The following is a 25,305-nucleotide window of genomic DNA, read 5'->3' on the forward strand; positions in this document are numbered from 1 at the left end:
CGGTCGCAGCCGTGTCACCTCCCGCGCCCCGTGGCACCCTGGACCCATGCCGGAACTACCGGAGGTCGAGGCACTGCGTGATTTCCTCGGCGAGCATCTCGTCGGGCACGAGATCGTGCGTGTCCTCCCCGTGGCGATCAGCGTGCTGAAGACGTACGACCCGCCGATCGGCGCCTTCGAGGGGCGAGAGGTCACAGCCGTGCACCGGCACGGAAAGTTCTTGGACATCGAGGCCGGCGGCGACGGCCCGCTCCACTTCGTCACCCACCTCGCCCGTGCCGGATGGCTCCACTGGCGGGACCACCTTCCCGACGGCCCGCCCAAGCCGGGCAAGGGCCCCCTCGCCCTACGCGTCGCCCTGGAGACCGGCGAGGGCTTCGACCTCACCGAGGCGGGCACCCAGAAACGGCTCGCGGTGTACGTCGTACGGGATCCGCAGGAGGTACCGGGAGTCGCCCGGCTGGGGCCCGACCCCCTCGCCGCCGACTTCGACGAGACCCGTTTCGCCGAGCTGCTCTCCGGCGAGCGACGACAGCTCAAGGGCGCCCTGCGCGACCAGGGCCTGATCGCCGGCGTCGGCAACGCCTACAGCGACGAGATCCTGCACGCCGCGAGGATGTCGCCGTTCAAGCTGGCGTCCTCGCTGACGCCGGACGAGACCCGGCAGCTGTACGCGGCGCTGCGCGCCACGCTCACCGAAGCCGTGGAGAGGTCCCGGGGGCTCGCGGCCGGGCGGCTCAAGGCGGAGAAGAAGAGCGGGCTGCGGGTCCACGGCCGTACCGGCGACCACTGCCCGGTGTGTGGCGACACCATCCGCGAGGTGTCCTTCAGCGACTCCTCGCTGCAGTACTGCCCGACCTGTCAGACCGGTGGCAAGCCGCTCGCGGACCGACGCCTGTCACGGTTGCTCAAGTAGTCCGAACCATCGTGTGAACCAATTCGCAACCATTGAAGGTACGGACCAATCCGGGGCCGAAAGGGCCGGGTGATCACGCGTCCACGGCCTCACTTCCAGGGCGATGACAACCGCACCAGAAGCTGACCCTCCTGGCTGCGGACCTCGAAGTGGCTGATCTCGTTGCGCTGCATCGCCGTGCCGCCCAGCATGGTGGAGGCGTCCTCGGCGTCCTCGGGCGTCTTCCAGTTGGCGACGGTCTCCTCGGAGCCGTCCTTGCCGATGGCGACCAGCCGACAGGCGTGCGCGCCCTCGGCCTCCTTGATCTTCAGCTCGATGTCGCTGCCCCAGACCCGCTCCTCGGCCTTGACCTCGGCCCAGACGTGCGTCGTCGGGTCCGTGGCGGCGACCGTCTTCGGCGGCTCGCCCGGACCTGCGAGAACGGCGATCGCGGGGCCGCCCGCCGCGATGACCACAGAGGCGGCGACCGCGAACAGCCAGCGCCTGCGCTTGGCCCGGTGCCGGGCGGACACCTCGTCGAGGAGTCGGCCGAGCAACCGGGGGCCGGGCGCGGCGAAGGGATGAACGGCACGCGGAGTCGCGTTCCGGTACAACATCAACTGCCGCGCGGCCGGACGGAACTCGGTGACCTGCACTGCGCACTGCGGGCAGTCGCGGAGATGGTCCTCGAAGTGGAACGACTCCACCTCGTCCAGCACGCCCAACGCGTACGCGCCGACGTCGTGATGACGATCCTGGGACCACATGGCAATTCCTCGGGCCGGTGTGCGGTGGGGGTTGCTTCCTGCCCCCACCGGTACGGACCAGACCGTCGAATCACTCAAGCCCCACGGGATTGCAACCAAAAGATTCGGAGCCGGTGGCCCCGCGGATTGGTCGCGACTCGGAAGATCTAAAAAAGATGGATCGCCAGATGCCCGAGGGGCAGCCCGAGCTGCCAGGCGGGTGTCCAGACCTTCGGCCCGTCGTCCTCACCGAAGACCGCGCCGCCGCCCGGCACCGCGTCCAGATCCGGCGCGAGCAGCTCCGTCTCCTCCAGCCAGCGCCAGGCCGCCGCCGCCAGCTCCAGGTCCGGAGCCGGGCCGCCCGCCTCCAGCGCCTCGGCGGTCAGGCCGGCCATCCGCTCGCACACCCAGTCCTGCCACGGCTGGTCGTACGCCGTCAGCGACAGCCACGTCTCCAGCTGCGAGACGACGCGGATGCCGGACAGCTCACCACCGGTGTCGGACAGGAAGATGGTCAGCGCCAGGGCATCCCGCCCCGCACGGAACTCGAAGGACGTCGGGGGCATCAGATCACCGGTGCGCAGCAGCTCCTCGGCGATGTACTCGGCGTAGAACCACGCCATGGGGACGGCCAGTTGACCGCCACCGGCGCCGTCCGTGCTCTCTTGACCTCTGTGCAGCATCCCTTCCTGCCTTCCTCCGGTACGTGCACGTCGCCCGACCCCGGGACATGGGGGCCCTACGCCGGATTCCCGCCTGCCCGGCGGCGCCGGGCCCCCATCCGGAACACGGCTGAAGACAGACGATTACTCAATCGTGGTCCTCGGCAAGGCGCTTTACGGAGGTTTGACTCGACCATTGGTTTCAGCGCAGGTCGGCCGCGTATCCCGGTAGCACCCGGCGCAGGGCGCGCAGCGCGTAGTAAGCGCGGGACTTCACGGTACCGGGCGGGATGCCGAGGGCTTCGGCGGCTTCCGCCACACTCGCCCCCTGGAAGTACACCTGCACCAGGACTTCACGGTGCTCGGGAGTGAGTGTCTTCACAGCCTCGCGTACGTCGAGGGCCGCCGCGGACCGTTCGGCGTGATCGGCTATCACGCGGGCGTTCTCCAGCACCGCGTCCCCGACCTCGGCGGGCCGCGCCTGCCGGGCCCGCCGCGCGTCGATGGCGAGCCGCCGCCCGACGGTGAGCAGCCAGGGCCGCACGGAGTCGAAGTCGTCCGCGCGCAGCGCCTCGGGATGCTGCCAGGCGCGTACGAAGGTCTCCTGGACCAGGTCCTCGGCGCGATGCCGGTCCCCGTCGGAGAGCCGTAGGAGGAGGGCGAAGAGGGGGCGGCCGTGTTCGCGCTGGAGCTCGGCCAGCTCGTGTTCGGCGGTCGTCCCGTCGGTGATCGTGGTTCCGGCCGTCATGGCCGTATGGGAACGCGGGGCGCTCCGTGTGCACAGAGGGCGGTCACGGGTGTGCGGCGGGCGGTCGAACCTGTCGACGAACGGTGCGACGAACGGTCTACCGGGTGCGGGGGCTCCGCCTCCGGATCCCCGATCGGCCCGGGTTGCCTCGCCCTCGCACGCCGGACGGGCTAATCGTGCCCCGGTGCGCCGGTATGCCTACTTGACTCGTGTGTGCCGCTGTATGTGGATTCGTACCGACTCGTAATTAAATACGACCGCTACGGGGTGTCCATTGACCACCGCACGACGGCGACCCACGACCCTGGCCCTCGCGGCCCTCCTCCTCGCGACCGCGGCCGCCTGCCAGGTCGCGGCCCCACCCGACCGGCCCGCCCGCACGAACGCCCCCACCCCCGCCACCTCCAGCCCCCGCGGATTCACGCTCGTCGCCTCCGGCGACGTCCTCCCGCACATGTCGATCATCGAGAAGGCCTATGTGGACGCGGGCGGCGAGGGCTACGACTTCAAGCCCATGCTCGCCGGGGTGAAGCCCGTGGTGTCCGGCGCCGACCTGGCGATCTGCCACATGGAGACCGTGTACGGCGCGGACGGGAACTACACCGGCTACCCCAGCTTCAAGTCCCCGCCCCAGGTGGCCGAGGCCCTCGCCGCCACCGGCTACGACGCCTGTTCCACCGCCTCCAACCACACCCTGGACGACGGCGCGGCCGGTATCCACCGCACCCTCGACGCCCTCGACCGCGCCGGCGTACGGCACGCGGGCTCGGCGCGCACGGCGCTCGAGGAGAGCAGCCCCACACTCCTGCGCGCCGGTACGGCCCAGGTCGCCCACCTCGCGTACACCTACGGCACGAACGGCATCCCGCTGCCCGCGGACCGCCCCTGGGCCGTCGACCTCATCGACCGCGACCGGATCCTCGCCGACGCCCGAGCCGCCCGGCAGGCGGGCGCCGACGTCGTGGTCGTCTCCCTGCACTGGGGCAGCGAATGGCAGGACGAGCCCGACGCCCAGCAGCTGCGCCTGGGGGAGGAGCTGACCGCGGCCGGCGCTGCCGGACGGCCCGACATCGACCTGATCCTCGGCACCCACGCACACGTCCCGCAGGCGTACGAGAAGGTCAACGGCACCTGGGTCGTCTACGGCATGGGCGATCAGATCGCAGGGACCATGTTCAACCACTCCGGTGCCGAGGACCCGCGCGGCAACCAGGGCACCCTGGCCCGCTTCACCTTCGCCCCGCCCGTCCACGAGGGCGCCCGCTGGGAGGTGACCGAGGCCGAGTTCGTCCCGCAGTGGTTCGACATCGGCGCCGGGCGGGTCGTCAACCTCAACTCCGCTATCGCCTCCGGGTCAGGGTCCGCATCCGGGGAGGAGGTCACCCGCGTCCGCGACCGCATCCGGGACGTCGTGCTCAGCCGGGGCGCGGCCCAGGACGGGCTGGTCATGGGGAAGTAGCAGCCCCCGCGCGGCTCCCCCCGCCGACCGGGCTCAGGGCACCACCGTGACCGGCCAGCGGCCCGCCTTCACCAGGCGTACCGCCACCGAGCCGACGATCCGGTGCCCCGCCTGCTCGGAGGCGCCGACCACCACCGCGTCCGCCTTCAGTTCGTCCGCAGCCGCCACCAGCCCGTTGTACGGGTCCCCGCGGAACGTGTGGAACTCCCAGCGCACGTCGAAGGTGTCCTTGGACTGCTCCATGGCCTGCCGGATCTGCGCGACGAGGTCCTCGGCGATCGCGTCGGTCGTCTCCGCGACCGGCACCCCGAGCGCCGCGCCCGCCGCCAGCACCGGCTGCACGTACACGATGGCGAGCAGCGCGCGCTGGCGCCGGGCGAGGCCGGCCGCGTAGGCGCCGGCGCGCAGTGAGGAGTCGGATCCGTCCACCCCGACGAGGATCACCCTGGGCCCGTCCGTGCCCCGTTCGAACCGGTGAGTCTGCTGATCGGTCACGGTGGCGAGGCTATCGGACATCCCAGGTCGCCGAACGATCAGCGGAGCGCACGTAACTGCTTCGATCGTGTGGTTTCGTGCCCCCATCCCGGTGTCATCGTGGTGAGTCGTCCTCTGCTTGGTCGACTCATGAGTCATGACGAAGGATCAGATGTTCACGCGGCGCCGCCTGCTCATCGGCGGCGCGGCCCTGCTGGGGACGGCCGGTACGGCGGGCGTCTGGCTCACCGGCGAGGAGGCCTCCGCCCCGGCGGCCACCGACTCCGCCCCGGCGGCCACCGGCTCCGCCGCGTCGGCCGCCGACTCCGCCGCCGGACCACAGGCCCAGCGGGCGCTCAAGCCCTCGGCGTACCGCCTTCAGCCCATCGCCGGATACGGCCCCGCCCGGCGCACCCTCGCCAAGCCCGCCGTCCGGCGCAAACCGCTCCGCCGCGTGGACGGACGCGGCCGGACCATGGTGCTGACCTTCGACGACGGCCCCGATCCGCGCTATACACCCGACATCCTGAGCATCCTGCGCCGCTACGACGTCCGCGCGATGTTCTTCGTGTGCGGCGAGATGGCCGTCGCCGGCAAGGATCTGCTGCGACAGATGGCCGACGACGGGCATGTGGTCGGCAACCACACATGGTCCCATCCGCTGCTCACCCGGCTCTCGCGGTCCGCGATCCGCTCCGAGATGGAACGCACCTGCGAGGTCATCGAGGAGGCGTACGGCGAGCCGCCCCAGTGGTTCCGCGCGCCCTACGGGGCCTGGAACCGGGCGACGTTCAAGCTCGGCGCCGAACTCGGCATGGAGCCGCTGGCCTGGACCTTGGACACGCTCGACTGGCGGGGCACGGCGGCGCGCACCATCGCCGACCGCGTGGAGCACGGCGCGGCCCCCGGTGTCGTCGTTCTCTCCCACGACGCCGGCGGCAACCGTTCGCAGAGCGTCAAGGCCCTGCGCGAATATCTGCCGGACCTGCTGGATGCGGGCTATCACGTGACCGTGCCCCGACGGAAATACGCCTAGGACCCGGAGCCTTTTTCCAAACGGGCTTTCGCCCGCCCGGCCGGGGATCGCTCAGCGAACCTCGACCAGGCGGGCGAACACGACGACATTCCCGTCGTAGCCGCTCTGCTTGGAGAAACCGCCCCCGCAGGTGATGACCCGCAACTCGGGGACTCCGTTGTCGCCGTAGACGCGGTCGCCGGGGAAGTTGTTCTTCTCGAAGACCTCGATGCCGTAGATCTCGAACACCGCGGTCTTTCCGTCACCGCGCTGGATCTCGACCTTGTTGCCCTTCTTGAGCGCCCCGAGACCGTAGAACACGGCGGGCCCCTGCTGGTTGTCGACATGGCCCACGATCACGGCCGTGCCCTGCTCGCCGGGGGAGACCGCGCCGGTGAACCAGCCCGCGAGGTTGGGGTCCGCGGCCGGCGGCGCGTCGACCCAGCCCTCGACGTCGAGACCGACGGGCATGGTCGGGGCGTCCACCTGGATCGAAGGGATCCGCACCCGGTCGACCACGGCGTACGGCAGCGGGTCCGGCGACCTGACGAAGGTGCCGTGCGGGGTGCTGCGGCTGTCGGCCGCCGCCGCGGACGCGGGCTGTGGCGGGCCCACGTCGAACTCCCCCGAACCGTTCCGGATGAGGGCGAGGCCGGTCAGCAGGACAAGCGCTATCACGCCCCACGGGGCGCGCTTGCGCCGCCGCTCCTCTTCTTCCTCGACTTCGGCCAGCTCGGACGAAGACATTCGCCATCCCCTCTCGACACGGCCGTCGCCACGTCAGTCGCGCATACGGAAACGCTAAGGGCGGCGCGCGGCGTCGGCGAAAGGTCAGGTACGAACGGGTGGTGGCGAAGAGGGAGCATGCGCCATCCGAGTTGCCGTGCGCGGGAAATTTCTGACGGGCCGTGACCTGCGGCGATATCCGATCATCCGGAATTCTTCCGGCGTGTCCTCTCACCAGGACGGACCATTGTCGAAATGCGGGCCCGCGCAGGGCAACTGAGGGTCTTTCTGGGAGGCGCTTACTCGCCGATCGACCGGGACCGGACCCGGGGCGTCTTCCGCGGAGGATCACATGCGTACTACTCGTGCCCTGGCGGCCTCGGCCGCCGCGGTCGCCCTGGTCGGTATCGCCGCGCCCACGGCCGCCGCCTGGGACCAGCCGACCTCGGTCACCGCAGCCCCCAACGTCATCGCCCGTGGCGGTCAGCTCGTCCTCACCGTCAGCGGCGGTGACGCGTGCACGACGCCCGGCAGCACGATCAGCTCGAACGCCTTCCCCACCACCAACCTCACCTCCATGGGCGGCACGACCGCCACGGCGACCGTACGGGTCAACGCCAACGCCAGCCCCGGTTCGTACAGCGTCACCACCAACTGCGAGGGCCAGCGCAAGACGTTCAACGGCGTCTTCACCGTCATCGGCGGCGTCCGCGGCGGTCTCGGCGGCAGCAGCACCAGCGGGGCCACGCCGACCGACATCGCGATCGGCGGCGGGCTCGTGGCCGCCGCGGCCATCGGCGGCGGGGTGTTCTGGATGCGCCGCCGCTCGGAGAACAAGGCCTGACCCGGCACCTCGCCGGCCGTATCCGGTTCCACCCCCTTCGGAGCGCGGATCGCACGTGAGCAGCCCTTCGCCCCGGACCCTCACGGGTACCGGGGCGAAGGGCCGCTCCGACGCGTGGCCCTCAGGAGCCGTCCTCCCCGGCGGGACGGCGGCGCGAGAGGCGCCAGGTCACCCCCAGCGAACCCGCGACGAGCGCGGCGCCGAGGCCGATCTCCCGCAGGTCGAACCCGGCGGCGGTGCCACCGGCCCCGGCGTGCGAGCCCCGGGGCGGCACATGGGTGGGGTGGTGGGTCGGGGTGCCGCCGGCGATGGTGAGATCGGTCTGCCCGCTCTCCTTGCCGCACTGGAACGTCACCTCGTACACCGCGCCCGGCTTGGCGTCCCAGTCGACCTTGGCCGTGGCCGACGACTGCCCCTTGGGGATGGTGACCGTGTCGAAGACACCCGAGGAGACCGTCGTATGGGAGTCGCAGTTGTCGACACGCAGGGTGACCTGCCCGCCGGCCGCGATCGTCGAGGGCAGGACGCTGAAGCCGAACGACGTGATGTCGCCGGTGGGCGCCGCGTGCGCGGCGGGAGGGGTGAGACAAAGGGCGGTCGCGCCCAGCAGAGCGGCTGAAGCGACGCGTATCGCGCGCATGATGAGCCTCCGGGTCTCCGAGGAGCCTGCTGCGGACCGTTTCCGCCTGCGCCTGAGATGCACCTCGATGATCGAAACGCTAGGAAGGCGCGCGGGACGGCGCGATCGGTGTCGCGCGAATGGAGCAAGGGTGTGCTCCGCACAGGGGACTCATACGTACGACCGGGGGACGGGAAAGCCGTACGGCCGGGGACGGTGGCGGCGTGCCACCCGCTTCCCCGGCCGTACGACCGGCTGTGCCACCCGCTTCCCCGGCCGTACGATCGGCTTGAGGGGCCGTCACCGGGGCCCCGTCCGGGAGTCCGTCACCCGCCTGCCTTCGGGAAGAACACGAGGAACGGATCCGCCGTGGCCGCGATGCCCCGGCTGTAGGGCGCGTCGAAGTCCCAGATCAGGAAGAGCAGGAACGCGATGAGCGCCGAGAACAGACCCGCGAGGATCAGCTCGCGGGGGGTGCGCCGGATCTGCAGCGCGAAGACCATGCCCACGGTGACGACGGCACCGGCGATCAGCCCGAACCACACCACACCCGGCATGGTCGCCTCCGTCGAGTCGGCGCGGGCGCCGCGCGCCGCGTCGGCCGTCGAGACCTGGTCGAGCAGCGGCTGGTAGGCCTGTGCCTCGAATTCGTTCTTCGGTTCGTAGTCGGTGACGTCGTGCCGGACCCGCTCCAGGAGCTTCGCGCCGCGCTCGGTCACCTGGCCCTTCTCGGTCATGGACTTCCACTCGGTGGAGACCACATGGCCGACATAGGCGTCGACGTCGGCGCGCACCCGGTCACGGATGTCCGCCGGGTAGATCCGCACCCGCTCGGTGATCTCGTGCAGCGCCTGCGCCTCCGCCTGCACATGGTCCTGGGCGACGCTGCGGGCCTCCCAGACGCCAGCGATGGCCAGGCCCAGGACGATGGCGTAGACGACGCCGATCATCATGGTGATGTACTCGATCACGTCCGGGGTCTCGGAGGGGTCCTCGTCCGCGGGCGCGGCGTGATGCCGTACGACGGCCACGATGAGGACGACCAGACACGCCGCCCCCATCGCGAGGGCGAGAACGAGCCATTCCGACAAGAGGTTCCTCCAGGGGTCAGCGTGGGCGCAGCGCGGCGACGGCGAGTACCGCCGGCGCCGTGATGAGCAGGGCGAGGGAGACGAGGGACGGCCCCGAGCGCGAGGCGCGCGTCCGGGTCGGCGTCCGGTACGGCGGGTAGTTCACCGGGGTCGCCGACGGCGTGGGGCGCGGGGTCGCCCTGGGTGTGGGCGTGGGCTTCGGCGCCTTGACGACGGGCTGCGGGGCCACGGGCGGCGGCGCGGGCCTCGGTGGCGGGGTGGGTGTGGGCGTCGGTTTGGGCCTGGGCGGCGGTGGCGGTGTGGGGTCGGGAGTGGGGTCGGGCGTCGACGGCGGCGGGTCCGGCCTCGGCGGGGGAGGCGGTGTGGGGGTCGGCGTCGGCTCGGGCGGGCAGGTCGGTGTGGGGGTGGGCGGGGGCGACGGCGTGGTCGCCGGAACCGGCTCGCACAGGGCGACGTCCGCGATCTCCACGACCACGCCGACGCCCTCCGGGCCCACCGAGGAGTACACGCAGACGTCCGCCGCGGCCGTGCCGCTCGGTGCCACGGCGAGCAGCCAGGTCAGGGCGAGCAGGGCCGACAGACGTATGGCGAGGGCGGATCGGGTCCGCTGGGGTCCGTACACCCGAAAGAGCATCGGTGCTCGCGCCCGCGCGTACGCGAGAGTGCGAACAGATTGCTCCAAAGGAGCGAAAAACCATCCCGGAAGGTTTGATCCACCGGGCTGGAAGCTGACCCCTGTCCGGCCCGTTCGAGCGTCCCGTCGCGGGCTGTTCGAGCCGTCGGCCACGGGGTGTTCGGGCTTCCTGCCACGGACGATGTCACAGGCTTCCGAAAGAATTTCGGCCTTCGTTGAACACATCCACCACCCCTGTCCGTACCTAGGACCAGCGAGCGGCGCAGCAGGGCGCTGCAACACCCACAGAATCACGGGGAGCTGGAATGAAGACCTCCTGGCGGAGCGCCTCACTCGTAGCGACGGCTGCGGTTGTGCTGGCGCTGACGACGGCGTGCGGTTCCGACCAGGGCTCGACGTCCTCGAGTCAGAACGTGGGTGCGGCCCCCGCCGCGACGGGCCTCGGTGGCACCAGCACGGTGGCCGGCGCGGGTGCCGCGGGATCCGACAGTCAGGCCCAGTCGACCACGGCGGCCTCGGCCGGTCAGCTGACCGTGTGGAACAGCGACGAGTACGGCAAGGTCCTCACCGACAGCGCGGGGCGCACCCTCTACCGCTTCGACAAGGACACCGCCGAGCCCCCGAAGACGAACTGTGAGGGCGATTGCGCCACCACGTGGCCGCCCGTGCCGGCGTCGGGCGCCACCGCCGCCGACGGCGTCGACAAGTCGCTGCTCGGCGAGGTCACCCGCCCCGACGGCACCAAGCAGCTCACGGTCGGCGGCTGGCCCATGTACTACTTCGACAAGGACACCAAGGCCGGCGACATCAAGGGCCAGGGCGTCAAGGGCACGTGGTACGCCTCCGCCCCCGACGGCAAGAAGGCCTCCACCAAGGGCGCGAGCGCCGGCGGCAGCGGCGGCAGTGACAGCGCCGGCGAAGCGGGTGGCGAGGCGGTCGACCAGGCCGGTCTGACGACCGCCGAGGACCCCAAGCTCGGTGAGATCGTCGTCGACAAGAACGGCATGACGGTCTACCGGTTCCTCAAGGACAAGCAGTGGCCGATGTCCACCAAGTGCACCGGCGCCTGCCTCGACAAGTGGCCCGTCGTCGCCCCGGTCGACAAGAACGACACCAAGGGCATCCTGCTGAAGGGCTACACGGTCTTCGACCGTCCCGACGGCATCAAGCAGCAGACCATCAACTGCATCCCGCTGTACACCTTCGCCAACGACAAGTCCCCCGGCGACACCAACGGCCAGGGCGTCGGCGGCACCTGGTTCGCCATCAACCCCAACGGGGAGCCGATCGGCGCGCAGGGCTGAGGATCGCTTTCCCCAGGATCGTTTTTCCCCAGGGTCGATCACCCGCCTTGTCAGGACTTATCCCGGTCCGTCCCCTCCGTGCCATACGGAGGGGGCGGACCGCTTGGCGTGCCCGGAAACGGACGGGCGTTTCGTCCTTCCCCGGGCCGACGGGCATGGTCGGGACGCCGGTTGGGCATGTGCCATGGGCAGTGAACAGGAACGGATCGTCAATTTCCGTTTTTGCTCGCTCCTTTGGCGGACGATCAGTAGCCTCAGCTCGAACACCGGATCGCCCACGCCGCCCCCGACGCGTTGGAGAGACAGATGGAGCGCCCCGCCTGGGCCCCACGGAGCATCGACATCTCGGTGCCCTCCGTGGCCCGTATGCACGACTACTACCTGGGCGGATCGCACAACTTCGAGGTCGACCGGGAAGCGGCCCGCAGGGCCATGGAGTTCGTGCCGGGACTGCCCAAGATCATGCAGGCCAAGCGGGCGTTCACCCGCCGGGCCGTGCGCTACGCGGCCGGTGAGGGCATCACCCAGTTCCTGGACATCGGATCCGGGATCCCCGCCTTCGGAAACGTGCACGAGGTCGCCCGGTCCGTCGCCCCCGGCGCGCGGGTCGTCCACGTGGACCACGACCCCGTGGCCGTGGCCCACAGCCAGGCCGTTCTCGAGGGCGACGACGGCGCGGACGCCTTCGCGGGCGATCTGCGCAAGCCCCTGGACATCCTCACGAGCCCCCGTGTCGAGCGCTTGATCGACCTGAACCGTCCGGTGGCCCTGCTCCTGGTTGCCATACTGCACTTCGTGGAGGACACGGACGACCCGTACGGAGCGGTGGCCGAACTGCGCGACGCGCTCGCGCCCGGCAGCGCGCTCGTCGTCGCGCACGCCTCCTACGAGGGAATCCCGCTGCCCAGGGAGCGGGTCGAGGGCGCGGTGGACGTGTACAAGGACATTCGCAATCCGCTGATCATGCGCTCTCGCGAGGAGATCGCGCGGTTCTTCGAGGGGTACGACATGATGGAACCCGGACTGGTGCCGACGGCGAAGTGGCGGCCCGACACGGCTCCCGAGGACGAGGATCCGTACGCCCTCTCGGGGTTCGCCGGCGTGGGACGTACGGCGTGAGTGCGGAGCCGGACGGGCCGGAGGACAGACTCCGCAGGTTCGCGACGATCTGGAGCCGGGCCGTGTTCCCCGTGACCTCCACGTCGCTGACCCGCCCCGAGTTCGAGGAACTGCTCCTGCCGCTCGCACGGCGGTTGAGCGAGGCGCTCAAGGCCCGCACGTACGGCGCCGAGGAGGGCAGGGCGGTCGGCGCGGCCCTCGTCGAGGCGCACTGCACCGAACCCGAGGCCCTCGGCCGCAGCCTCGACTGCGTGGACGCCTACCTGGTGCTCTACTGCGGCGGCGACGGCCCCCAGGAGGATCTGCGCGCCCGCGCCGCCCGGCTGCAGTCCGCGATGGCCGCCGGATACGCCGAGGCACTGCGGCAGCGCACCCTGGCCGAGCAGGAGGCCATCGCCCGCGCGGCACTGGAGGCCCAGGGTGCCGTCGCCCGGGCCCTGCACGCGACCGAGGCCCGCTTCCGCGCCGTCTTCGAGGGCGCCGCCATAGGCATCGGCATCGCCGACCTCGACGGCAACATCCTCCAGACCAACGGCGCCCTGCAGCGCATGTTCGGCATGACCGAGCAGACCCTGCGCTCACGTCCCGTCCGTGCCTTGACCCACGGCGAGGACGCGCCCCAGGTCTGGCGCCTGTACGAGGAGTTGGTCCGCGGCGAGCGCGAGCACTACCACACCGAAAAGGCGTTCAACCGGCCCGACGGAACGGTCCTGTGGACCAACCTCACGGTCTCCCTCCTGCGCGACGCCGACGGCCGCCCCCAGTACCAACTGGCCCTCATGGAGGACACCACCGAGCGCCGTTTGCTCAACCTCCGCCTGCGGTACGAGGCCACGCACGACGCGCTCACCGGACTGCCCAACCGCACCCTCTTCTTCGAGCGACTGGAGAAGGCCCTGGCGGCGGCCGACGGCCAGCGGTTCGGCCTGTGCTACCTCGACCTCGACGGCTTCAAGGCCATCAACGACAGCCTCGGCCACGCGGCCGGCGACCGGCTGCTCGTCGAGGTCGCCGACCGGCTGCAGTCCTGCGCGACCGCCCCCGGTGAGATGGTCGCGCGGCTCGGCGGCGACGAGTTCGTGGCCCTGACCACCGGCACCGACACCGAGCGCGAGGTCGACGAACTCGCCGACCGCATCATGAACGCGCTGGTCACCCCCGTCCGCATCGACGGCCGTGAACTCCTCGTACGGGGCAGCATCGGCATCGTCGAGGGCCCGGCGGGGGAGCGCGGCCCGGCGGAGGTGCTGCGCAGCGCCGACATCACGATGTACCGGGCCAAGTCGGCGGGCGGCAACCGCTACGAGGTCGCCGACGCGGAGGCCGACGCCCGCGCCATCACCCGGCACGGACTCACCACCGCGCTGCCCGCGGCCCTGGACCGGGGCGAGTTCTTCATCGAGTACCAGCCGCTCGTCCACCTCGGCGACGGCACGGTGCACGGTGCCGAGGCCCTGGTCCGCTGGCTGCACCCGCAGCACGGCGTGCTCGGCCCCGACCGTTTCATCCCGCTCGCCGAGCGCACCGGACTGATCGTGCCGCTCGGCCGCTGGGTCCTGGAGCAGTCGGTGCGCCAGGCCTGTGCGTGGCAGGAACGAAACGGCGGCACGGCCGTCAAGCCGCTGCGCGTCAACGTCAACCTGTCGCCGTGCCAGCTCACCCATCCCGGGCTGGTCCAGGACACCGTCGACATCCTGGAGCGGGCGGGCCTCGAACCCGAGGCGCTCTGCCTGGAAGTGACGGAGTCCGCCCTCATCGGCGCCGACGACAGCCTGCTCAAACCGCTGCGCCGACTCGCCGAGATGGGCGTCGACATCGCCCTCGACGACTTCGGCACCGGCTACTCCAACCTGGCCAATCTGCGCCGCCTGCCCGTGAGCGTCCTCAAGCTGGACCGTTCCTTCACCCAGAGCATGCAGCGGTTCCCGGCCGATCCCGTCGACCTGAAGATCGTCGACGGGATCGTCTCGCTCGCCCACAGCCTCAACCTCACGGTCACCGTGGAGGGCGTCGAAACGGGCGCCCAGGCCGAGCAGTTGCGCATACTGGGCTGCGACACGGCCCAGGGCTGGTACTACGCCCGCCCGGGCCCGCCGGACCGGCTGCACGAGCTGGCCCTGGTGGACGCGACGGGGTGAGCCCGGCACGAGGGGGACGGATGGCGGAGCGGATGCTGGACGGGCGCTATCGCCTGTTCGGCACGATCGGTGACGGCGGCATGGGCGAGGTGTGGCGCGCCCACGACGAGCACCTGCACCGCGATGTGGCCGTCAAGCTGGTCAAGGGCCTCGGGCACGGCGACGACCCCGGCATCACGGCACGGTTCGTACGCGAGGCCCGTGCCGTGGCGCGGCTGTCGAGCCCGCACATCGTCACGGTGTACGAGCTGGGCACGGCGTCGGAGGACGACGGCCCGGCGTTCCCGTACCTCGTGATGGAGCTGATCGACGGGCGGCGCCTGGACCGGATCGTCCGCGGCGCGTCCGGTCCGCTCGCCCTCGACGACGTGGCCCACTGGGGCGGTCAGATGTGCAAGGCGCTGGACACGGCCCACACGGCCGGGGTCGTGCACCGCGACATGAAACCGGCGAACGTGCTGGTGACGGGCGCCGACCCGGCCGACCGCGAGGACAGCCTGGTCAAGGTCCTCGACTTCGGTATCGCCCGACTGTTGGACAGCGCGGGAGCCCCCACGGCGCTGACCACCACGGGGTCGGTCGTGGGCACCCCCGCCTACATGTCACCGGAGCAGGCGCACGGAGACGTCCCCGTGGACGAGCGCACCGACCTGTACTCCCTCGGCTGCATCCTCTATGAACTGGTCACCGGTCGGCTCCCGTTCGAGGCCTCCGCCTGGCATGTCCTCCTCCGCAAGCACATGGACGAACCGCCCGTCCCACCGAGCCGCCACCGGCCCGAACTGCCCCACGACTGGGACGAGTTGATCCTGGCGCTGCTGGAGAAGAAGCCGGCGGACCGGCCGCAGCGGGCGGCGGAGGTGCGCCGGAGACTCGGGGAACTGCGCGGGCGCACGGGGCGTACGGCAGCCGTCCACCGCGCGCCGGCGCCGGTGAAGGCGCCGCCCCCGCCTCCGGCAAGGCCCTCGACCCCGGCACCGCCTCCGTACCGGCCGAGCCCGACGGCTCTCGCCCGGGCCGACACCCGTACCGCGCACAACCCGCTGTCGTCCCCACCGGCGCAGCCCGCGGCTCGGCATCCCGTGGCGCAGCCGGTGACATCACCCGCCGGTGCGCCGAAGGGCGTGCGCGTACCCCCACTCCTCTACGTGGCGCTGACCTCGCTGTGGCTCCTCGCCGTGCTCTTCGTGTCCTGGAAGATGAGCGGGGGCCTGCTCGCCGTGGGGGTCGTCGCGTACCTGGTGACGCGTGGGCGGAAGCACTTCCAGCAGGGCTACTACCAGGGAAGACACCAGTGACCGCACGGCCCTGAACGCCTGACCCTCACCGATTCAGCAGCATGCGCTGCAACTCCCGCGCGGCCCTCGGCGGAGCCACGTCGCTGCGATGGGCCAGTGCGATCGTCCGGTGCAGCCCGGGCCGGGCGAGTGGGGTCACCCGCAGCCCTCGTCCGGACCTCGTCGCCACCATGCGCGGGACGACGGCCACCCCGAGCCCCGCCCGTACGAAGCCGAGCACCGCGTCCATCTCGCCGCCCTCCACCGCGAAGTCCGGCTCGAAGCCCTCGGCACGGCACGCCGCGACGGTGAGTTCCCGCAGGTCGTAGCCGTGCCGGAACATGACCAGCCGTTCGCCCTCCAGATCGGGGATCCGGACGGTACGGCCCCCGTCGCCAGGCTTCGGTGAGTCCGGGGACGACACCACCACCAGGTCCTCGCGCAGCAGCTCCACCGTGGTGAGCGCGGGGGCGGGCGTCGGCAGCGGGAGCACGATCAGGGCCAGATCCAGGGCGCCGCGTGCCAGTTCCCGGACGAGGTCGTGCGAGCCGCCCTCCTCGATCAGCAGCTGGATTCCCGGATAGCGGTCGTGGAAGGCGCGCAGGACGTCCGGCAGCAGGCCGGTGCACAGGCTCGGGGTCGCGCCCAGCCTGACCCGGCCCCGGCGCAGCTGGACCAGCTCCTGCACCTCGTGCCGGGCGGTGTCCGCGTCGGCCAGGATGCGGCGGGCCAGCGGCAGCAGCGCCTCACCGGCGTCGGTCAGGGTGATGTTGCCGCGAGCCCGCAGGAACAGGTCCGCCCCCAACTCCCGCTCCAGCGCCTTGATCTGCTGCGACAGCGACGGCTGGGCCACATGGACGAGGTCGGCGGCGCGGGTGAAGTGCCGGGTCTCGGCGACCGCCACGAAGTACTGAAGCTGCTGGAACTGCATCCCTCCACGATAGATCACGATAGTTTCCGACTATCGAAACGAGCCATACCATGTCTTGGACCGATGAGTGTTTCCGGCCCTAGCGTCTTGTTCCATGGCTCTGGCAACGCGGACGGAACGAAAACCGTCCATGGCGCGCACCGTGTGGGACAGCTCCCTCGGCAAGAAGACGGTCATGGCCGTCAGCGGACTGATCATGCTGGCGTACCTGGTCGTCCACATGCTCGGCAACCTCAAGATCTTCTTCGGCTCGGACGAGTTCAACGGCTACGCGCACTGGCTGCGCACCCTCGGCGAGCCCTTCCTCCACCACGAATGGGCCCTGTGGATCGCCCGCGTGGTCCTCGTCGCCGCGGTCGTCGCCCACGCCACGGCCGCCTACCAGCTGAGCCGCCGCGACATCGGCGCCCGGCCCACCAAGTACGTGCACAAGAGGCCCCGGGCGAGCTACGCCACGCGCACCATGCGCTGGGGCGGCGTCATCCTCGGCCTGTTCATCGTCTGGCACATCCTGGACCTGACGACCGGCACCGTGCACCCGGGCGGCTTCCAGTCCGGTCACCCGTACCAGAACGTCATCGACACCTTCTCCACCTGGTACGGCAACGTCGTCTACATCGTCGCGATGCTGGCGCTCGGCCTGCACGTCCGGCACGGCTTCTGGAGCGCCGCGCAGACCCTCGGCGCGGGCAGCCGCACCCGCGACCGTGCCCTGAAGACCACCGCGAACGTCCTCGCGCTGGTACTGACCCTGGGCTTCGTCTCCGTACCCGTCGCCGTCATGACCGGAGTGGTGAGCTGAGTATGACTACGTCCTCCGAATACGCGGACTACGCGACCGGTGAGCCGGTCGTCGACGGCAAGGCGCCCGAAGGCCCGATCGCCGGGCGCTGGGACAAGCGCCGCTTCGAGGCCAAGCTGGTCAACCCCGCCAACCGCCGCAAGCACACGGTGATCGTCGTCGGCACGGGTCTCGCCGGCGGCTCCGCGGGCGCCACGCTCGCCGAACAGGGCTACCACGTCGTCCAGTTCTGCTACCAGGACTCCCCGCGCCGCGCCCACTCGATCGCCGCGCAGGGCGGTATCAACGCCGCGAAGAACTACCGCAACGACGGCGACTCCGTCCACCGGTTGTTCTACGACACCGTGAAGGGCGGCGACTTCCGGGCACGCGAGTCCAACGTCCACCGGCTCGCGCAGATCTCCGTCGAGATCATCGACCAGTGCGTGGCACAGGGTGTGCCGTTCGCCCGGGAGTACGGAGGTCTGCTCGACACCCGCTCCTTCGGCGGCGTCCAGGTGTCGCGGACCTTCTACGCCCGCGGGCAGACGGGGCAGCAGCTGCTGCTCGGCGCCTACCAGGCCCTCAGCAGGCAGATCGCCGCGGGCAACGTGGAGATGCATCCGCGGACCGAGATGCTCGACCTGATCGTGGTCGACGGACGGGCGCGCGGGATCGTGGCGCGGGATCTGATCACCGGTCGCGTCGACACGTACTTCGCCGACGCCGTGGTGCTGGCGAGCGGCGGCTACGGCAACGTCTTCTACCTGTCCACCAACGCCATGAACTCCAACGCCACCGCCGTGTGGCGGGCGCACCGGCGCGGCGCGCTGTTCGCGAACCCCTGCTTCACACAGATCCATCCGACGTGCATCCCGCGCACCGGCGACCACCAGTCGAAGCTGACGCTGATGAGCGAGTCGCTGCGCAACGACGGCCGTATCTGGGTGCCGAAGGCGAAGGGCGACCAGCGGCCCGCGCACCGGATCCCCGAGGACGAGCGCGACTACTACCTGGAGCGCATCTACCCGTCCTTCGGCAACCTCGTCCCGCGTGACATCGCCTCCCGCGCCGCGAAGAACGTCTGCGACGAGGGACGCGGGGTCGGCCCCGGCGGACAGGGCGTGTACCTGGACTTCGCCGACGCCATCACGCGCATGGGGCGGAAGGCCGTCGAGGCCAAGTACGGCAACCTCTTCGACATGTACCAGCGGATCACCGACGAGGATCCGTACGAGGTGCCGATGCGCATCTACCCTGCCGTGCACTACACGATGGGCGGACTCTGGGTCGACTACGACCTCCAGACCACCGTCCCCGGCCTGTTCGCGATCGGCGAGGCCAACTTCTCGGACCACGGGGCCAACCGGCTCGGCGCCTCGGCACTGATGCAGGGCCTCGCCGACGGGTACTTCGTGCTGCCGGCGACGATCAACGACTACCTCGCCCGGCACCCCGGGCAGGAGGAGATCGGCGCCGAACACCCCGTCGTCCAGGAGGTGCTGGCCGAGACGGAGGACCGGCTGAACCTGCTCCTCTCCGTCGACGGCGACCGCACGCCCGACTCCTTCCACCGCGAGGTCGGCGAGCTGATGTGGGAGTTCTGCGGCATGGCCCGCACCGACAGCGGGCTGCGGAAGGCCCTGGAGCGGATTCCGCAGATCCGCGAGGAGTTCTGGCGGCGGATCAAGGTGCCGGGGACCGGCGAGGAGTTCAACCAGTCCCTGGAGAAGGCCAACCGGATCGTCGACTACCTGGAACTCGCCGAGCTGATGTGCCTCGACGCGCTGCACCGCGCCGAGTCCTGCGGCGGCCACTTCCGCGAGGAGTCCCAGACTCCGGACGGCGAGGCGGAACGCCGGGACGAGGAGTTCTCGTACGCCGCCGCCTGGGAGTTCACGGGCACGGGCTCGGCTCCCGTCCTGCACAAGGAAGACCTCGTCTTCGAGTACGTCCACCCCACCCAGCGGAGCTACGCATGAGGCTCACCCTGCGCGTCTGGCGGCAGCGGAACGCCGACACCGACGGCGCCATGTCCACGTACGAGGTGGACGGCATCTCGCCCGACATGTCCTTCCTGGAGATGCTCGACACGCTCAACGAGGAACTCATCCTGCGCGGTGAGGACCCCGTCGCCTTCGACCACGACTGCCGTGAGGGGATCTGCGGGGCGTGCAGCCTGGTGATCAACGGGGACGCGCACGGGCCCGAGCGGACGACCACCTGTCAGCTGCACATGCGGTCCTTCTCGGACGGCGACACGATCGATGTCGAGCCATGGCGGGCGTCGGCGTTCCCGGTGGTGAAGGACCTCGTCGTCGACCGGTCGGCGTTCGACCGGATCATCCAGGCCGGCGGGTACGTCACCGCGCCGACCGGCGCCGCGCCCGAGGCTCATGCGACGGCGGTGCCGAAGCCGGACGCGGACTTCGCGTTCGAGCACGCGGAGTGCATCGGGTGCGGGGCGTGTGTGGCCGCGTGTCCCAACGGGGCGGCGATGTTGTTCACCTCGGCCAAGGTCAACCATCTGAACGTGCTGCCGCAGGGGGCGCCCGAGCGGGAGAGCCGGGTGCTGGACATGGTGGAGCAGATGGACGAGGAAGGGTTCGGGGGGTGCACGTTGACGGGGGAGTGCGCCACCGCCTGCCCCAAGGGGATTCCTCTCGTGTCGATCACGAACATGAACAAGGAGTGGCTGCGGGCTGTCCGTAAGGCCGGGAAGCGGTAGGCCCCATGGGGGCGCTCCAGTGGACGTTCGCCGAACCGCGCGGACGGGCGGGGCCGGGTGTGGTGCTCAGACCCGGCCCCGCCAAGGTTCCTCAAGGTTCCTCGGGCCCTGGGAGCGGATCGCCAGCGCCTCGTCGATCAGTGCGCGGAGTTCCTCGTCCTGGAGGATCGCGCGGTAGTCGGCGTGCGGCGAGAGGCGGCGGTCCTGCTCGCGGAGGGTGCGCAGGGCCGTCTCGACCGCGGGGGTGAGTGTGTCGAAGCGGATGAACGTCCGTAGCGCGTCACGGAACGAGCCGTACCACTCGCCCCCGGCGGCGAACGCCAGGACCTCCTCCTCCAGAACCGGCAGGGCGGGCTCGGGATCGCCCGTGATCGACCAGAAGGCGATCGCCGCCTGCACCCTGATCCAGCCCTCACCGGTGTCCAGGGCGTACCGCACCCGGTCGACGTAGGGTGAGGCCTCGGCGCCGAAGTCCGCGAGGCGGCCGACCATGCCGGCGTGCGGTGCCTCTCCCTCGACCGGCAGTGTGTCGCCGACGGCCGGCAGAGCCTCGGTCACGTCGGAACCGCCGATCCGCCAGAGGACCCACTGCAACCACGGGTGGTTCCCCGGGGGTTCGAGGGCCATGTGCTCGCGCAGGACGGGTGCGGCGGAGGCGGCTGCGGGGCCCAACGCCGCCAACGCGTCGACGGCGTCGTAGCTGCGGAAGCGGTGGGACAAGTAGGCCGTGATCTCCGGCAGGGCGGGCAGCGCGTCCGGACCCCAGGCCTTGAGGGTCGCCAGGAAGTCCGTTGTCAGAGCGCCGTGCGCGCCGGGGTCGGTCAGATTGCGGCGGAGCTCCTCCCGTATCGACGGCAGGAGGATGTCCGCGTGGGCCCGGAGCGGTGCCAGGACGTCGACGATCTCGGGGCGGCGCGGTTCGCCGCTGCAGTAACTGCGGCCGTAGTGCTCGCGGAACGGCGCGCAGAGCCGGTCGACCAGACCGGGCAGGGCCCGTGGATCGTCCATCCGGGTCAGCGCCCAGCAGGCGTGCTCGCTGACGCTGCCCTCCAGGAATTCCACCTCGCCCGAGTCGTCGAGCAGACCGGCCAGTCGATCGGCGTACTCGGCGGCCTGCGGGCCCAGTCCGGCGATGAGATGGGCCGCCCTGACGCGTACGGAGGGATCGGGGTGATCCAGCAGTCGGCCGGCGATCGGCGGCAGCGCGGCCGCCACGGACCGGTGGGCGACCAGCAGCATGAGGCAGCGGTCCAGCACGGCCCGCAGCAGATCGGCGTCCTCGGCGGGGTCCGCCGCCGAGGCCAGCCGGGTCAGGAACGTCGTCGCCGTGGCGGGCGTGCCCTCGAAGAGCGCGGCCGTGCGATAGGCGACGCTCTCGCGGCTGAAGGGATGCTCGAACCCCGGCGCGTACCAGACACTGTCCCAACGCGCCCGTGCGGCGGGGTCGGTGAGTGCCGCCACCAGCGTGTCCAGCGCACGGACCGGCACCTCGGCGTCCACGCCCGCTGAGGCCCACACGGCGGCCACCCGCAGGACGGGGTCGGTGCCCGTCGGCAACGCGTCCAGGACGGCACGGATCTCGGCGGCCGTCCCGCCCTCGGTGCCGGCGGAGGCCGCGAGGCCGCCCAGCGCGAACAGCACCGGCAGCCGGACCGAGAGGTCCCGCTCGGCCCGCCACCGCTCCAGGAGCCGGCCGGGTGTGTCCGCCAGGTGGACGGCCTCCCGGCGTACCGCCGGATCGGGGTCGGTGAGCAGGTCCTGAGCCGCGTGGTGTGCCTGCCGCCAGGCTTCGGGCCACGCGGGGTCGAGCGAGTCGGGCGGGGTCTTCTCCTGCGCGTGGGACAGGAAGACCAGCAGTTCCACGAGGGTCGTGCGGGCGCCGATCCGGGGGTCGGCGGCGAGCGCGACGACGAACGGCAGGGCGGCCGTGGCGACCGAGGAGACACCGTGCGTCGATGTCGCCAGGTTGTCGAACAGCACCCAGCAGTCGTCCTCGGTCGACTCCGGCCCCTTGCGGAACAACCGGCGCAGCACCCGGCGCACCTCCTTGGGCGGGACCTTCGGATCGATCGTCTCCAGCTGGTCCCACGGCACCGCGTCCAGTGCCTCCGCCGACAGCTCCGCCACTCGTACGCCCCCCGGTCGATGATCAGTGCTCTGGTGAGACGCTCTTTCGAGCCGGGAGGTTGCCCGGCCCGGGCCCTTCGGGTCGGCCCGTGCAGCCCGCCGGTCACCGCGGCGACACCCCTTCGTCGACGGAGTCGGACGCCCCGGACACCTGGTCCGAGCCGTTCAACCAGCGCACATCCGGGCTCCCGCGACCGGTCACGCGCGTGTCAGCCGGTGTCGGAAGAACAGAGTGGCGGCGGACCGCACGTCCCCAGGTCCGCCCCTGACGCCGCCGAGTCGGCCCGTGACCAGGAGATGCCATGACCGCCTCCACGCTCGACAGCCCGCCCCAGCCGGTGGCCCCCACCCGCTACACCGTCACCCTCGCCCGCAGCGAGGAGGACGTCCGGGCCGCGCAGCGGCTGCGCCACGACGTCTTCGCGGGGGAGATGGGCGCCCTGCTGGCCTCGCCGCAGCCGGGGCTCGACGCCGACGCGTTCGACGCGTACTGCGACCACCTGCTCGTCCGTGACACGGAGACCGGCCAGGTCGTCGGCACGTACCGGCTGCTGCCGCCCGAGCGGGCCGCGATCGCCGGACGGCTGTACTCGGAGAGCGAGTTCGACCTCGGCCGGCTCGACGCGATCCGCTCCTCGCTCGTCGAGGTCGGCCGGTCCTGTGTGCACCCGGACCACCGCGACGGCACGGTCATCGGCCTGATCTGGGCCGGGATCGCCCGCTACATGCTCCAGGGCGGCCACGAGTGGCTCGCCGGCTGCTGCTCGATCCCGCTCGCCGACGGCGGCACGCTCGCCACGGCCACCTGGGACCGGGTGCGCGACCGCCACCTCGCGCCCGAGGAGTACCGGGTACGGCCCATGCTGCCCTGGCTGCCGAAGGGCGGGTCCCCGGCGGGCCGCGTCGAACTGCCCCCGCTGCTGCGCGGCTACCTCCGCCTCGGCGCCTGGGTCTGCGGCGAACCCGCGCACGACCCGGACTTCGGGGTGGCCGACCTGTATGTGCTGCTGCCGATGAGCCGCGTCAACCCGCGTTATCTGCGGCACTTCCTCTCCCTCGTCCCGGCGGCCTGACCTCCATGAGCGTCTGGCTGCCCGGTGCGCCCTGCAGTCCCCGGGCGTGCCTGGATCCGACGAGGACGGGGACGCGAGTCGGCGCCTTCGCGGCCGTACCCCTCGCGGCGCTGCGGCTCGTGGCGGTCGTGGCACTGGTGGCCGTCGGGGCGCTGCTGAGCCCGTTCGGCGCCCGGATCCCGGCGGGGGCGGTCGGCCGCTGGTGCCGATGGATCGTGCGGGCCTCGGGCGTGCGCGTACGGATCACCGGCCGGGCACCGGCGGACGGGGGACTGCTGCTCGTCGCCAACCACATCTCCTGGCTGGACATCCCGCTGCTCGCCGCCGTGCGGCCGGCCCGGATGCTCGCCAAGGCGGAGATACGGCAGTGGCCGGTGGCGGGCGCTCTGGCGGCGCGCGGGGGTGTCCTGTTCATCGAGCGGGACCGCATTCGGGCGCTGCCCGAGACGGTCGCCCGGCTCGCCGAGGAGATGCGGGGCGGGGCCGCGGTCGCCGCCTTTCCCGAGGGCAGTACGTGGTGCGGGCGGGCGCAGGGGCACTTCCGGCGGGCCGTGTTCCAGGCCGCGCTCGACGCCGGGGTGTCCGTGCAGCCGGTGCGTATCCGCTACCGGTTCGGCGGGGGAGCGGCGAGCACCACGCCCGCCTTCGTCGGCGACGACTCGCTGCTCGCCTCCGTGTGGCGGGTGGTGTCGGTGCGGGGGCTTGTCGCCGAGGTGGATGTACGGCCGCTGCTCGGGCCGGGCGTCCACCCCGACCGGCGGGCGCTCGCCCGGGCCGCGCAGACGGGGGTGACCGACTCGGAGGAGGACGTGGGGCACCCGGGAGATCAGCCGAGGCCGGTGATCCTCGCCAGCCTGCGGTAGGTGTCCAGCAGGGCCTCGCGGTCGTACGTGCTGGTCGTCACCAGGACCTCCTGGGCGCCGGTCTCCTTGATCACCGACTCCAGCTCGTGCGCGACCTGCTCCTCGGTGCCGTACACATGTCCGATCAGTCCCGACTCGTAGAAGCCGCGCTCCTTGGCGGTCATCGGGCGGCGCTCGATCTCCTCCGCCGGGGCCAGCGGCGGGAAGGCGCCGTGGGTGCGTGAGTACGCCATGGCCCAGGCCTCGGGGAGGAGAACACGGCGGGCGTCCTCCGGGGTGTCGGCGACCGCGATCGTGCCGGAGACGACGACGTACGGCTCCTCGGCCCAGGCGGACGGGCGGAACCCGGCGCGGTAGCGGTCGATGCCCTGCCGCATCTTCTCGCGGCTGCGCAGGTCGCCGATGACCATCGGCAGGCCCGCCCGGGCGGCGACGGCCGCGCCCTCGCCCATGGCCAGCACGAACGGCGGCACGCTCAGGCCCTCCGGGGGCCGGGCGTGCACACCGGTCGGGGAGGTGCCCCGGAACCAGCCGAGCAGCTCCTGAAGCCGCTCGGCGAAGTCGTCGGCGTCGTCCTTGTCGCGGCCCAGCGCCCTGCGCACCCCGTTGGTGAACCCCACCGAACGGCCCAGGCCCATGTCGATCCGCCCGGGGAACAGCGATTCCAGCACCCCGAACTGCTCGGCCACCACCAGCGGCTGGTGATTGGGCAGCATGACGCCTCCGGTGCCCACCCGGATACGGTCCGTGGCGCCCGCGACCGCCGCCGCGAGGACCGTCGGCGCGGAACCGGCGACCCCCGGCACCCCGTGATGCTCCGACACCCAGAACCGGTGGTAGCCCAGCGACTCCACCTCCCGCGCCAGCCGCACGGTGTCCCGCAGCGCCTCGGGGGCACTGTGCCCCTCGCGGATGCGGGAGCGGTCGAGGACGGAGAACCGGACGGAGGAGAGCGTTGAGGTCACATGGGGTTCAACGCGTCGGCGCCGCCGGGATTCCCGAGTCACGGCTCACCGGCCGAGGGCCGCTCACCGGGCACGCGATCCGGGCC

General features: G+C 71.4%; 24 protein-coding genes. 13 read left to right on the forward strand and 11 right to left on the reverse strand.

Annotated elements, in window-relative coordinates:
• The first annotated feature begins 46 nt into the window (after positions 1-46).
• Positions 47-916: an Fpg/Nei family DNA glycosylase gene (locus tag SGFS_RS47380; protein WP_286258858.1), complete on the forward strand. Its 870-nt coding sequence runs from the start codon at positions 47-49 to the stop codon at positions 914-916.
• 89 nt (positions 917-1,005) lie between these two features.
• Here the strand turns inward: SGFS_RS47380 and SGFS_RS47385 are convergent, their stop codons facing one another.
• The 3 genes from SGFS_RS47385 to SGFS_RS47395 all read right to left on the reverse strand — a co-directional run bounded on the left by SGFS_RS47385 (position 1,006) and on the right by SGFS_RS47395 (position 3,051).
• The gene (locus SGFS_RS47385; protein ID WP_286258859.1) at positions 1,006-1,662 is read right to left on the reverse strand and encodes a hypothetical protein; all 657 of its coding nucleotides are present in this window, start codon (positions 1,660-1,662) and stop codon (positions 1,006-1,008) included.
• 146 nt (positions 1,663-1,808) lie between these two features.
• A complete protein-coding gene (locus SGFS_RS47390; protein WP_286258861.1) occupies positions 1,809-2,324 on the reverse strand; it encodes a hypothetical protein in 516 nt (171 codons plus the stop codon).
• 181 nt (positions 2,325-2,505) lie between these two features.
• Complete coding sequence (locus SGFS_RS47395; RefSeq protein WP_286258862.1) at positions 2,506-3,051, reverse strand: sigma-70 family RNA polymerase sigma factor; 546 nt, start codon at positions 3,049-3,051, stop codon at positions 2,506-2,508.
• 274 nt (positions 3,052-3,325) lie between these two features.
• Between SGFS_RS47395 and SGFS_RS47400 the strand changes: the two genes are divergently transcribed.
• Positions 3,326-4,510: a CapA family protein gene (locus SGFS_RS47400; RefSeq protein WP_286258864.1), complete on the forward strand. Its 1,185-nt coding sequence runs from the start codon at positions 3,326-3,328 to the stop codon at positions 4,508-4,510.
• 33 nt (positions 4,511-4,543) lie between these two features.
• Here SGFS_RS47400 and SGFS_RS47405 read toward each other — a convergent pair whose 3' ends face one another.
• Complete coding sequence (locus SGFS_RS47405) at positions 4,544-5,005, reverse strand: universal stress protein (RefSeq protein WP_286258866.1); 462 nt, start codon at positions 5,003-5,005, stop codon at positions 4,544-4,546.
• Between the two features lie 136 nt (positions 5,006-5,141).
• Between SGFS_RS47405 and SGFS_RS47410 the strand changes: the two genes are divergently transcribed.
• Positions 5,142-6,020, forward strand: coding sequence for a polysaccharide deacetylase family protein (locus SGFS_RS47410; RefSeq protein WP_286258867.1), 879 nt, complete (start codon positions 5,142-5,144; stop codon positions 6,018-6,020).
• Positions 6,021-6,071: 51 nt separating this feature from the next.
• Here the strand turns inward: SGFS_RS47410 and SGFS_RS47415 are convergent, their stop codons facing one another.
• A complete protein-coding gene (locus SGFS_RS47415; protein ID WP_286258868.1) occupies positions 6,072-6,746 on the reverse strand; it encodes a class F sortase in 675 nt (224 codons plus the stop codon).
• 331 nt (positions 6,747-7,077) lie between these two features.
• Here SGFS_RS47415 and SGFS_RS47420 point away from each other — a divergent pair, with 331 nt between their 5' ends.
• Positions 7,078-7,569 carry a hypothetical protein gene (locus tag SGFS_RS47420; RefSeq protein WP_286258870.1) on the forward strand — a complete coding sequence of 164 codons (492 nt, stop codon included), beginning with the start codon at positions 7,078-7,080 and terminating at the stop codon, positions 7,567-7,569.
• A gap of 121 nt (positions 7,570-7,690) precedes the next feature.
• Here the strand turns inward: SGFS_RS47420 and SGFS_RS47425 are convergent, their stop codons facing one another.
• The 3 genes from SGFS_RS47425 to SGFS_RS47435 all read right to left on the reverse strand — a co-directional run bounded on the left by SGFS_RS47425 (position 7,691) and on the right by SGFS_RS47435 (position 9,901).
• On the reverse strand, positions 7,691-8,209 hold the full coding sequence (locus SGFS_RS47425; RefSeq protein WP_286258871.1) for a hypothetical protein: 519 nt from the start codon (positions 8,207-8,209) through the stop codon (positions 7,691-7,693).
• Positions 8,210-8,514: 305 nt separating this feature from the next.
• The gene (locus tag SGFS_RS47430; protein WP_286258873.1) at positions 8,515-9,279 is read right to left on the reverse strand and encodes a bestrophin-like domain; all 765 of its coding nucleotides are present in this window, start codon (positions 9,277-9,279) and stop codon (positions 8,515-8,517) included.
• 16 nt (positions 9,280-9,295) lie between these two features.
• Positions 9,296-9,901: a hypothetical protein gene (locus SGFS_RS47435; protein WP_286258875.1), complete on the reverse strand. Its 606-nt coding sequence runs from the start codon at positions 9,899-9,901 to the stop codon at positions 9,296-9,298.
• A gap of 317 nt (positions 9,902-10,218) precedes the next feature.
• Here SGFS_RS47435 and SGFS_RS47440 point away from each other — a divergent pair, with 317 nt between their 5' ends.
• The 4 genes from SGFS_RS47440 (at position 10,219) to SGFS_RS47455 (ending at position 15,772) form a co-directional block, all read left to right on the forward strand.
• The gene (locus SGFS_RS47440; RefSeq protein WP_286258876.1) at positions 10,219-11,217 is read left to right on the forward strand and encodes an SCO0930 family lipoprotein; all 999 of its coding nucleotides are present in this window, start codon (positions 10,219-10,221) and stop codon (positions 11,215-11,217) included.
• A 306-nt stretch (positions 11,218-11,523) separates the two neighbouring features.
• On the forward strand, positions 11,524-12,336 hold the full coding sequence (locus tag SGFS_RS47445) for an SAM-dependent methyltransferase (protein ID WP_286258877.1): 813 nt from the start codon (positions 11,524-11,526) through the stop codon (positions 12,334-12,336).
• Entirely contained in the window at positions 12,333-14,474 is a 2,142-nt protein-coding gene (locus tag SGFS_RS47450) for a putative bifunctional diguanylate cyclase/phosphodiesterase (RefSeq protein WP_286258878.1), read from the forward strand. The genes SGFS_RS47445 and SGFS_RS47450 overlap by 4 nt, the downstream gene beginning before the upstream one ends.
• 20 nt (positions 14,475-14,494) lie before the next feature.
• Positions 14,495-15,772 carry a serine/threonine-protein kinase gene (locus tag SGFS_RS47455; protein ID WP_286258879.1) on the forward strand — a complete coding sequence of 426 codons (1,278 nt, stop codon included), beginning with the start codon at positions 14,495-14,497 and terminating at the stop codon, positions 15,770-15,772.
• Between the two features lie 25 nt (positions 15,773-15,797).
• On the opposite strand, the gene SGFS_RS47460 is transcribed toward SGFS_RS47455, so the two are convergent.
• Positions 15,798-16,682: a LysR family transcriptional regulator gene (locus SGFS_RS47460; protein ID WP_286258881.1), complete on the reverse strand. Its 885-nt coding sequence runs from the start codon at positions 16,680-16,682 to the stop codon at positions 15,798-15,800.
• A gap of 94 nt (positions 16,683-16,776) precedes the next feature.
• Between SGFS_RS47460 and SGFS_RS47465 the strand changes: the two genes are divergently transcribed.
• From SGFS_RS47465 to SGFS_RS47475, 3 genes are read left to right on the forward strand one after another with little or no spacing between them, the layout of a single operon-like run.
• Positions 16,777-17,484, forward strand: coding sequence for a succinate dehydrogenase (locus tag SGFS_RS47465; protein ID WP_286258882.1), 708 nt, complete (start codon positions 16,777-16,779; stop codon positions 17,482-17,484).
• Between the two features lie 2 nt (positions 17,485-17,486).
• Entirely contained in the window at positions 17,487-19,445 is a 1,959-nt protein-coding gene (locus SGFS_RS47470; RefSeq protein ID WP_286258884.1) for a fumarate reductase/succinate dehydrogenase flavoprotein subunit, read from the forward strand.
• Complete coding sequence (locus SGFS_RS47475) at positions 19,442-20,191, forward strand: succinate dehydrogenase/fumarate reductase iron-sulfur subunit (RefSeq protein ID WP_286258886.1); 750 nt, start codon at positions 19,442-19,444, stop codon at positions 20,189-20,191. The genes SGFS_RS47470 and SGFS_RS47475 overlap by 4 nt, the downstream gene beginning before the upstream one ends.
• A gap of 66 nt (positions 20,192-20,257) precedes the next feature.
• Here SGFS_RS47475 and SGFS_RS47480 read toward each other — a convergent pair whose 3' ends face one another.
• Positions 20,258-22,318, reverse strand: coding sequence for a HEAT repeat domain-containing protein (locus tag SGFS_RS47480; RefSeq protein ID WP_286258887.1), 2,061 nt, complete (start codon positions 22,316-22,318; stop codon positions 20,258-20,260).
• 302 nt (positions 22,319-22,620) lie between these two features.
• Here SGFS_RS47480 and SGFS_RS47485 point away from each other — a divergent pair, with 302 nt between their 5' ends.
• Complete coding sequence (locus SGFS_RS47485) at positions 22,621-23,391, forward strand: GNAT family N-acetyltransferase (RefSeq protein WP_286258889.1); 771 nt, start codon at positions 22,621-22,623, stop codon at positions 23,389-23,391.
• Between the two features lie 5 nt (positions 23,392-23,396).
• The gene (locus tag SGFS_RS47490) at positions 23,397-24,254 is read left to right on the forward strand and encodes a lysophospholipid acyltransferase family protein (protein WP_286258890.1); all 858 of its coding nucleotides are present in this window, start codon (positions 23,397-23,399) and stop codon (positions 24,252-24,254) included.
• On the opposite strand, the gene SGFS_RS47495 is transcribed toward SGFS_RS47490, so the two are convergent.
• On the reverse strand, positions 24,218-25,219 hold the full coding sequence (locus SGFS_RS47495) for an LLM class flavin-dependent oxidoreductase (protein WP_286258891.1): 1,002 nt from the start codon (positions 25,217-25,219) through the stop codon (positions 24,218-24,220). The genes SGFS_RS47490 and SGFS_RS47495 overlap by 37 nt on opposite strands.
• Between the last annotated feature and the right edge of the window lie 86 nt (positions 25,220-25,305).

The organism is Streptomyces graminofaciens, from assembly GCF_030294945.1.
In the GTDB taxonomy this organism is placed as follows: Bacteria; Actinomycetota; Actinomycetes; order Streptomycetales; family Streptomycetaceae; genus Streptomyces; species Streptomyces graminofaciens.

Bases quoted from the DNA above. Each gene is read 5' to 3' on its own strand.
- SGFS_RS47380 (WP_286258858.1), top strand. From the start codon at position 47: ATGCCGGAACTACCGGAGGTCGAGGCACTGCGTGATTTCCTCGGCGAG.
- SGFS_RS47385 (WP_286258859.1), bottom strand. From the start codon at position 1,662: ATGTGGTCCCAGGATCGTCATCACGACGTCGGCGCGTACGCGTTGGGC.
- SGFS_RS47390 (WP_286258861.1), bottom strand. From the start codon at position 2,324: ATGCTGCACAGAGGTCAAGAGAGCACGGACGGCGCCGGTGGCGGTCAA.
- SGFS_RS47395 (WP_286258862.1), bottom strand. From the start codon at position 3,051: ATGACGGCCGGAACCACGATCACCGACGGGACGACCGCCGAACACGAG.
- SGFS_RS47410 (WP_286258867.1), top strand. From the start codon at position 5,142: ATGACGAAGGATCAGATGTTCACGCGGCGCCGCCTGCTCATCGGCGGC.
- SGFS_RS47415 (WP_286258868.1), bottom strand. From the start codon at position 6,746: ATGTCTTCGTCCGAGCTGGCCGAAGTCGAGGAAGAAGAGGAGCGGCGG.
- SGFS_RS47420 (WP_286258870.1), top strand. From the start codon at position 7,078: ATGCGTACTACTCGTGCCCTGGCGGCCTCGGCCGCCGCGGTCGCCCTG.
- SGFS_RS47425 (WP_286258871.1), bottom strand. From the start codon at position 8,209: ATGCGCGCGATACGCGTCGCTTCAGCCGCTCTGCTGGGCGCGACCGCC.
- SGFS_RS47440 (WP_286258876.1), top strand. From the start codon at position 10,219: ATGAAGACCTCCTGGCGGAGCGCCTCACTCGTAGCGACGGCTGCGGTT.
- SGFS_RS47445 (WP_286258877.1), top strand. From the start codon at position 11,524: ATGGAGCGCCCCGCCTGGGCCCCACGGAGCATCGACATCTCGGTGCCC.
- SGFS_RS47455 (WP_286258879.1), top strand. From the start codon at position 14,495: ATGGCGGAGCGGATGCTGGACGGGCGCTATCGCCTGTTCGGCACGATC.
- SGFS_RS47460 (WP_286258881.1), bottom strand. From the start codon at position 16,682: ATGCAGTTCCAGCAGCTTCAGTACTTCGTGGCGGTCGCCGAGACCCGG.
- SGFS_RS47465 (WP_286258882.1), top strand. From the start codon at position 16,777: ATGGCTCTGGCAACGCGGACGGAACGAAAACCGTCCATGGCGCGCACC.
- SGFS_RS47470 (WP_286258884.1), top strand. From the start codon at position 17,487: ATGACTACGTCCTCCGAATACGCGGACTACGCGACCGGTGAGCCGGTC.
- SGFS_RS47475 (WP_286258886.1), top strand. From the start codon at position 19,442: ATGAGGCTCACCCTGCGCGTCTGGCGGCAGCGGAACGCCGACACCGAC.
- SGFS_RS47485 (WP_286258889.1), top strand. From the start codon at position 22,621: ATGACCGCCTCCACGCTCGACAGCCCGCCCCAGCCGGTGGCCCCCACC.
- SGFS_RS47490 (WP_286258890.1), top strand. From the start codon at position 23,397: ATGAGCGTCTGGCTGCCCGGTGCGCCCTGCAGTCCCCGGGCGTGCCTG.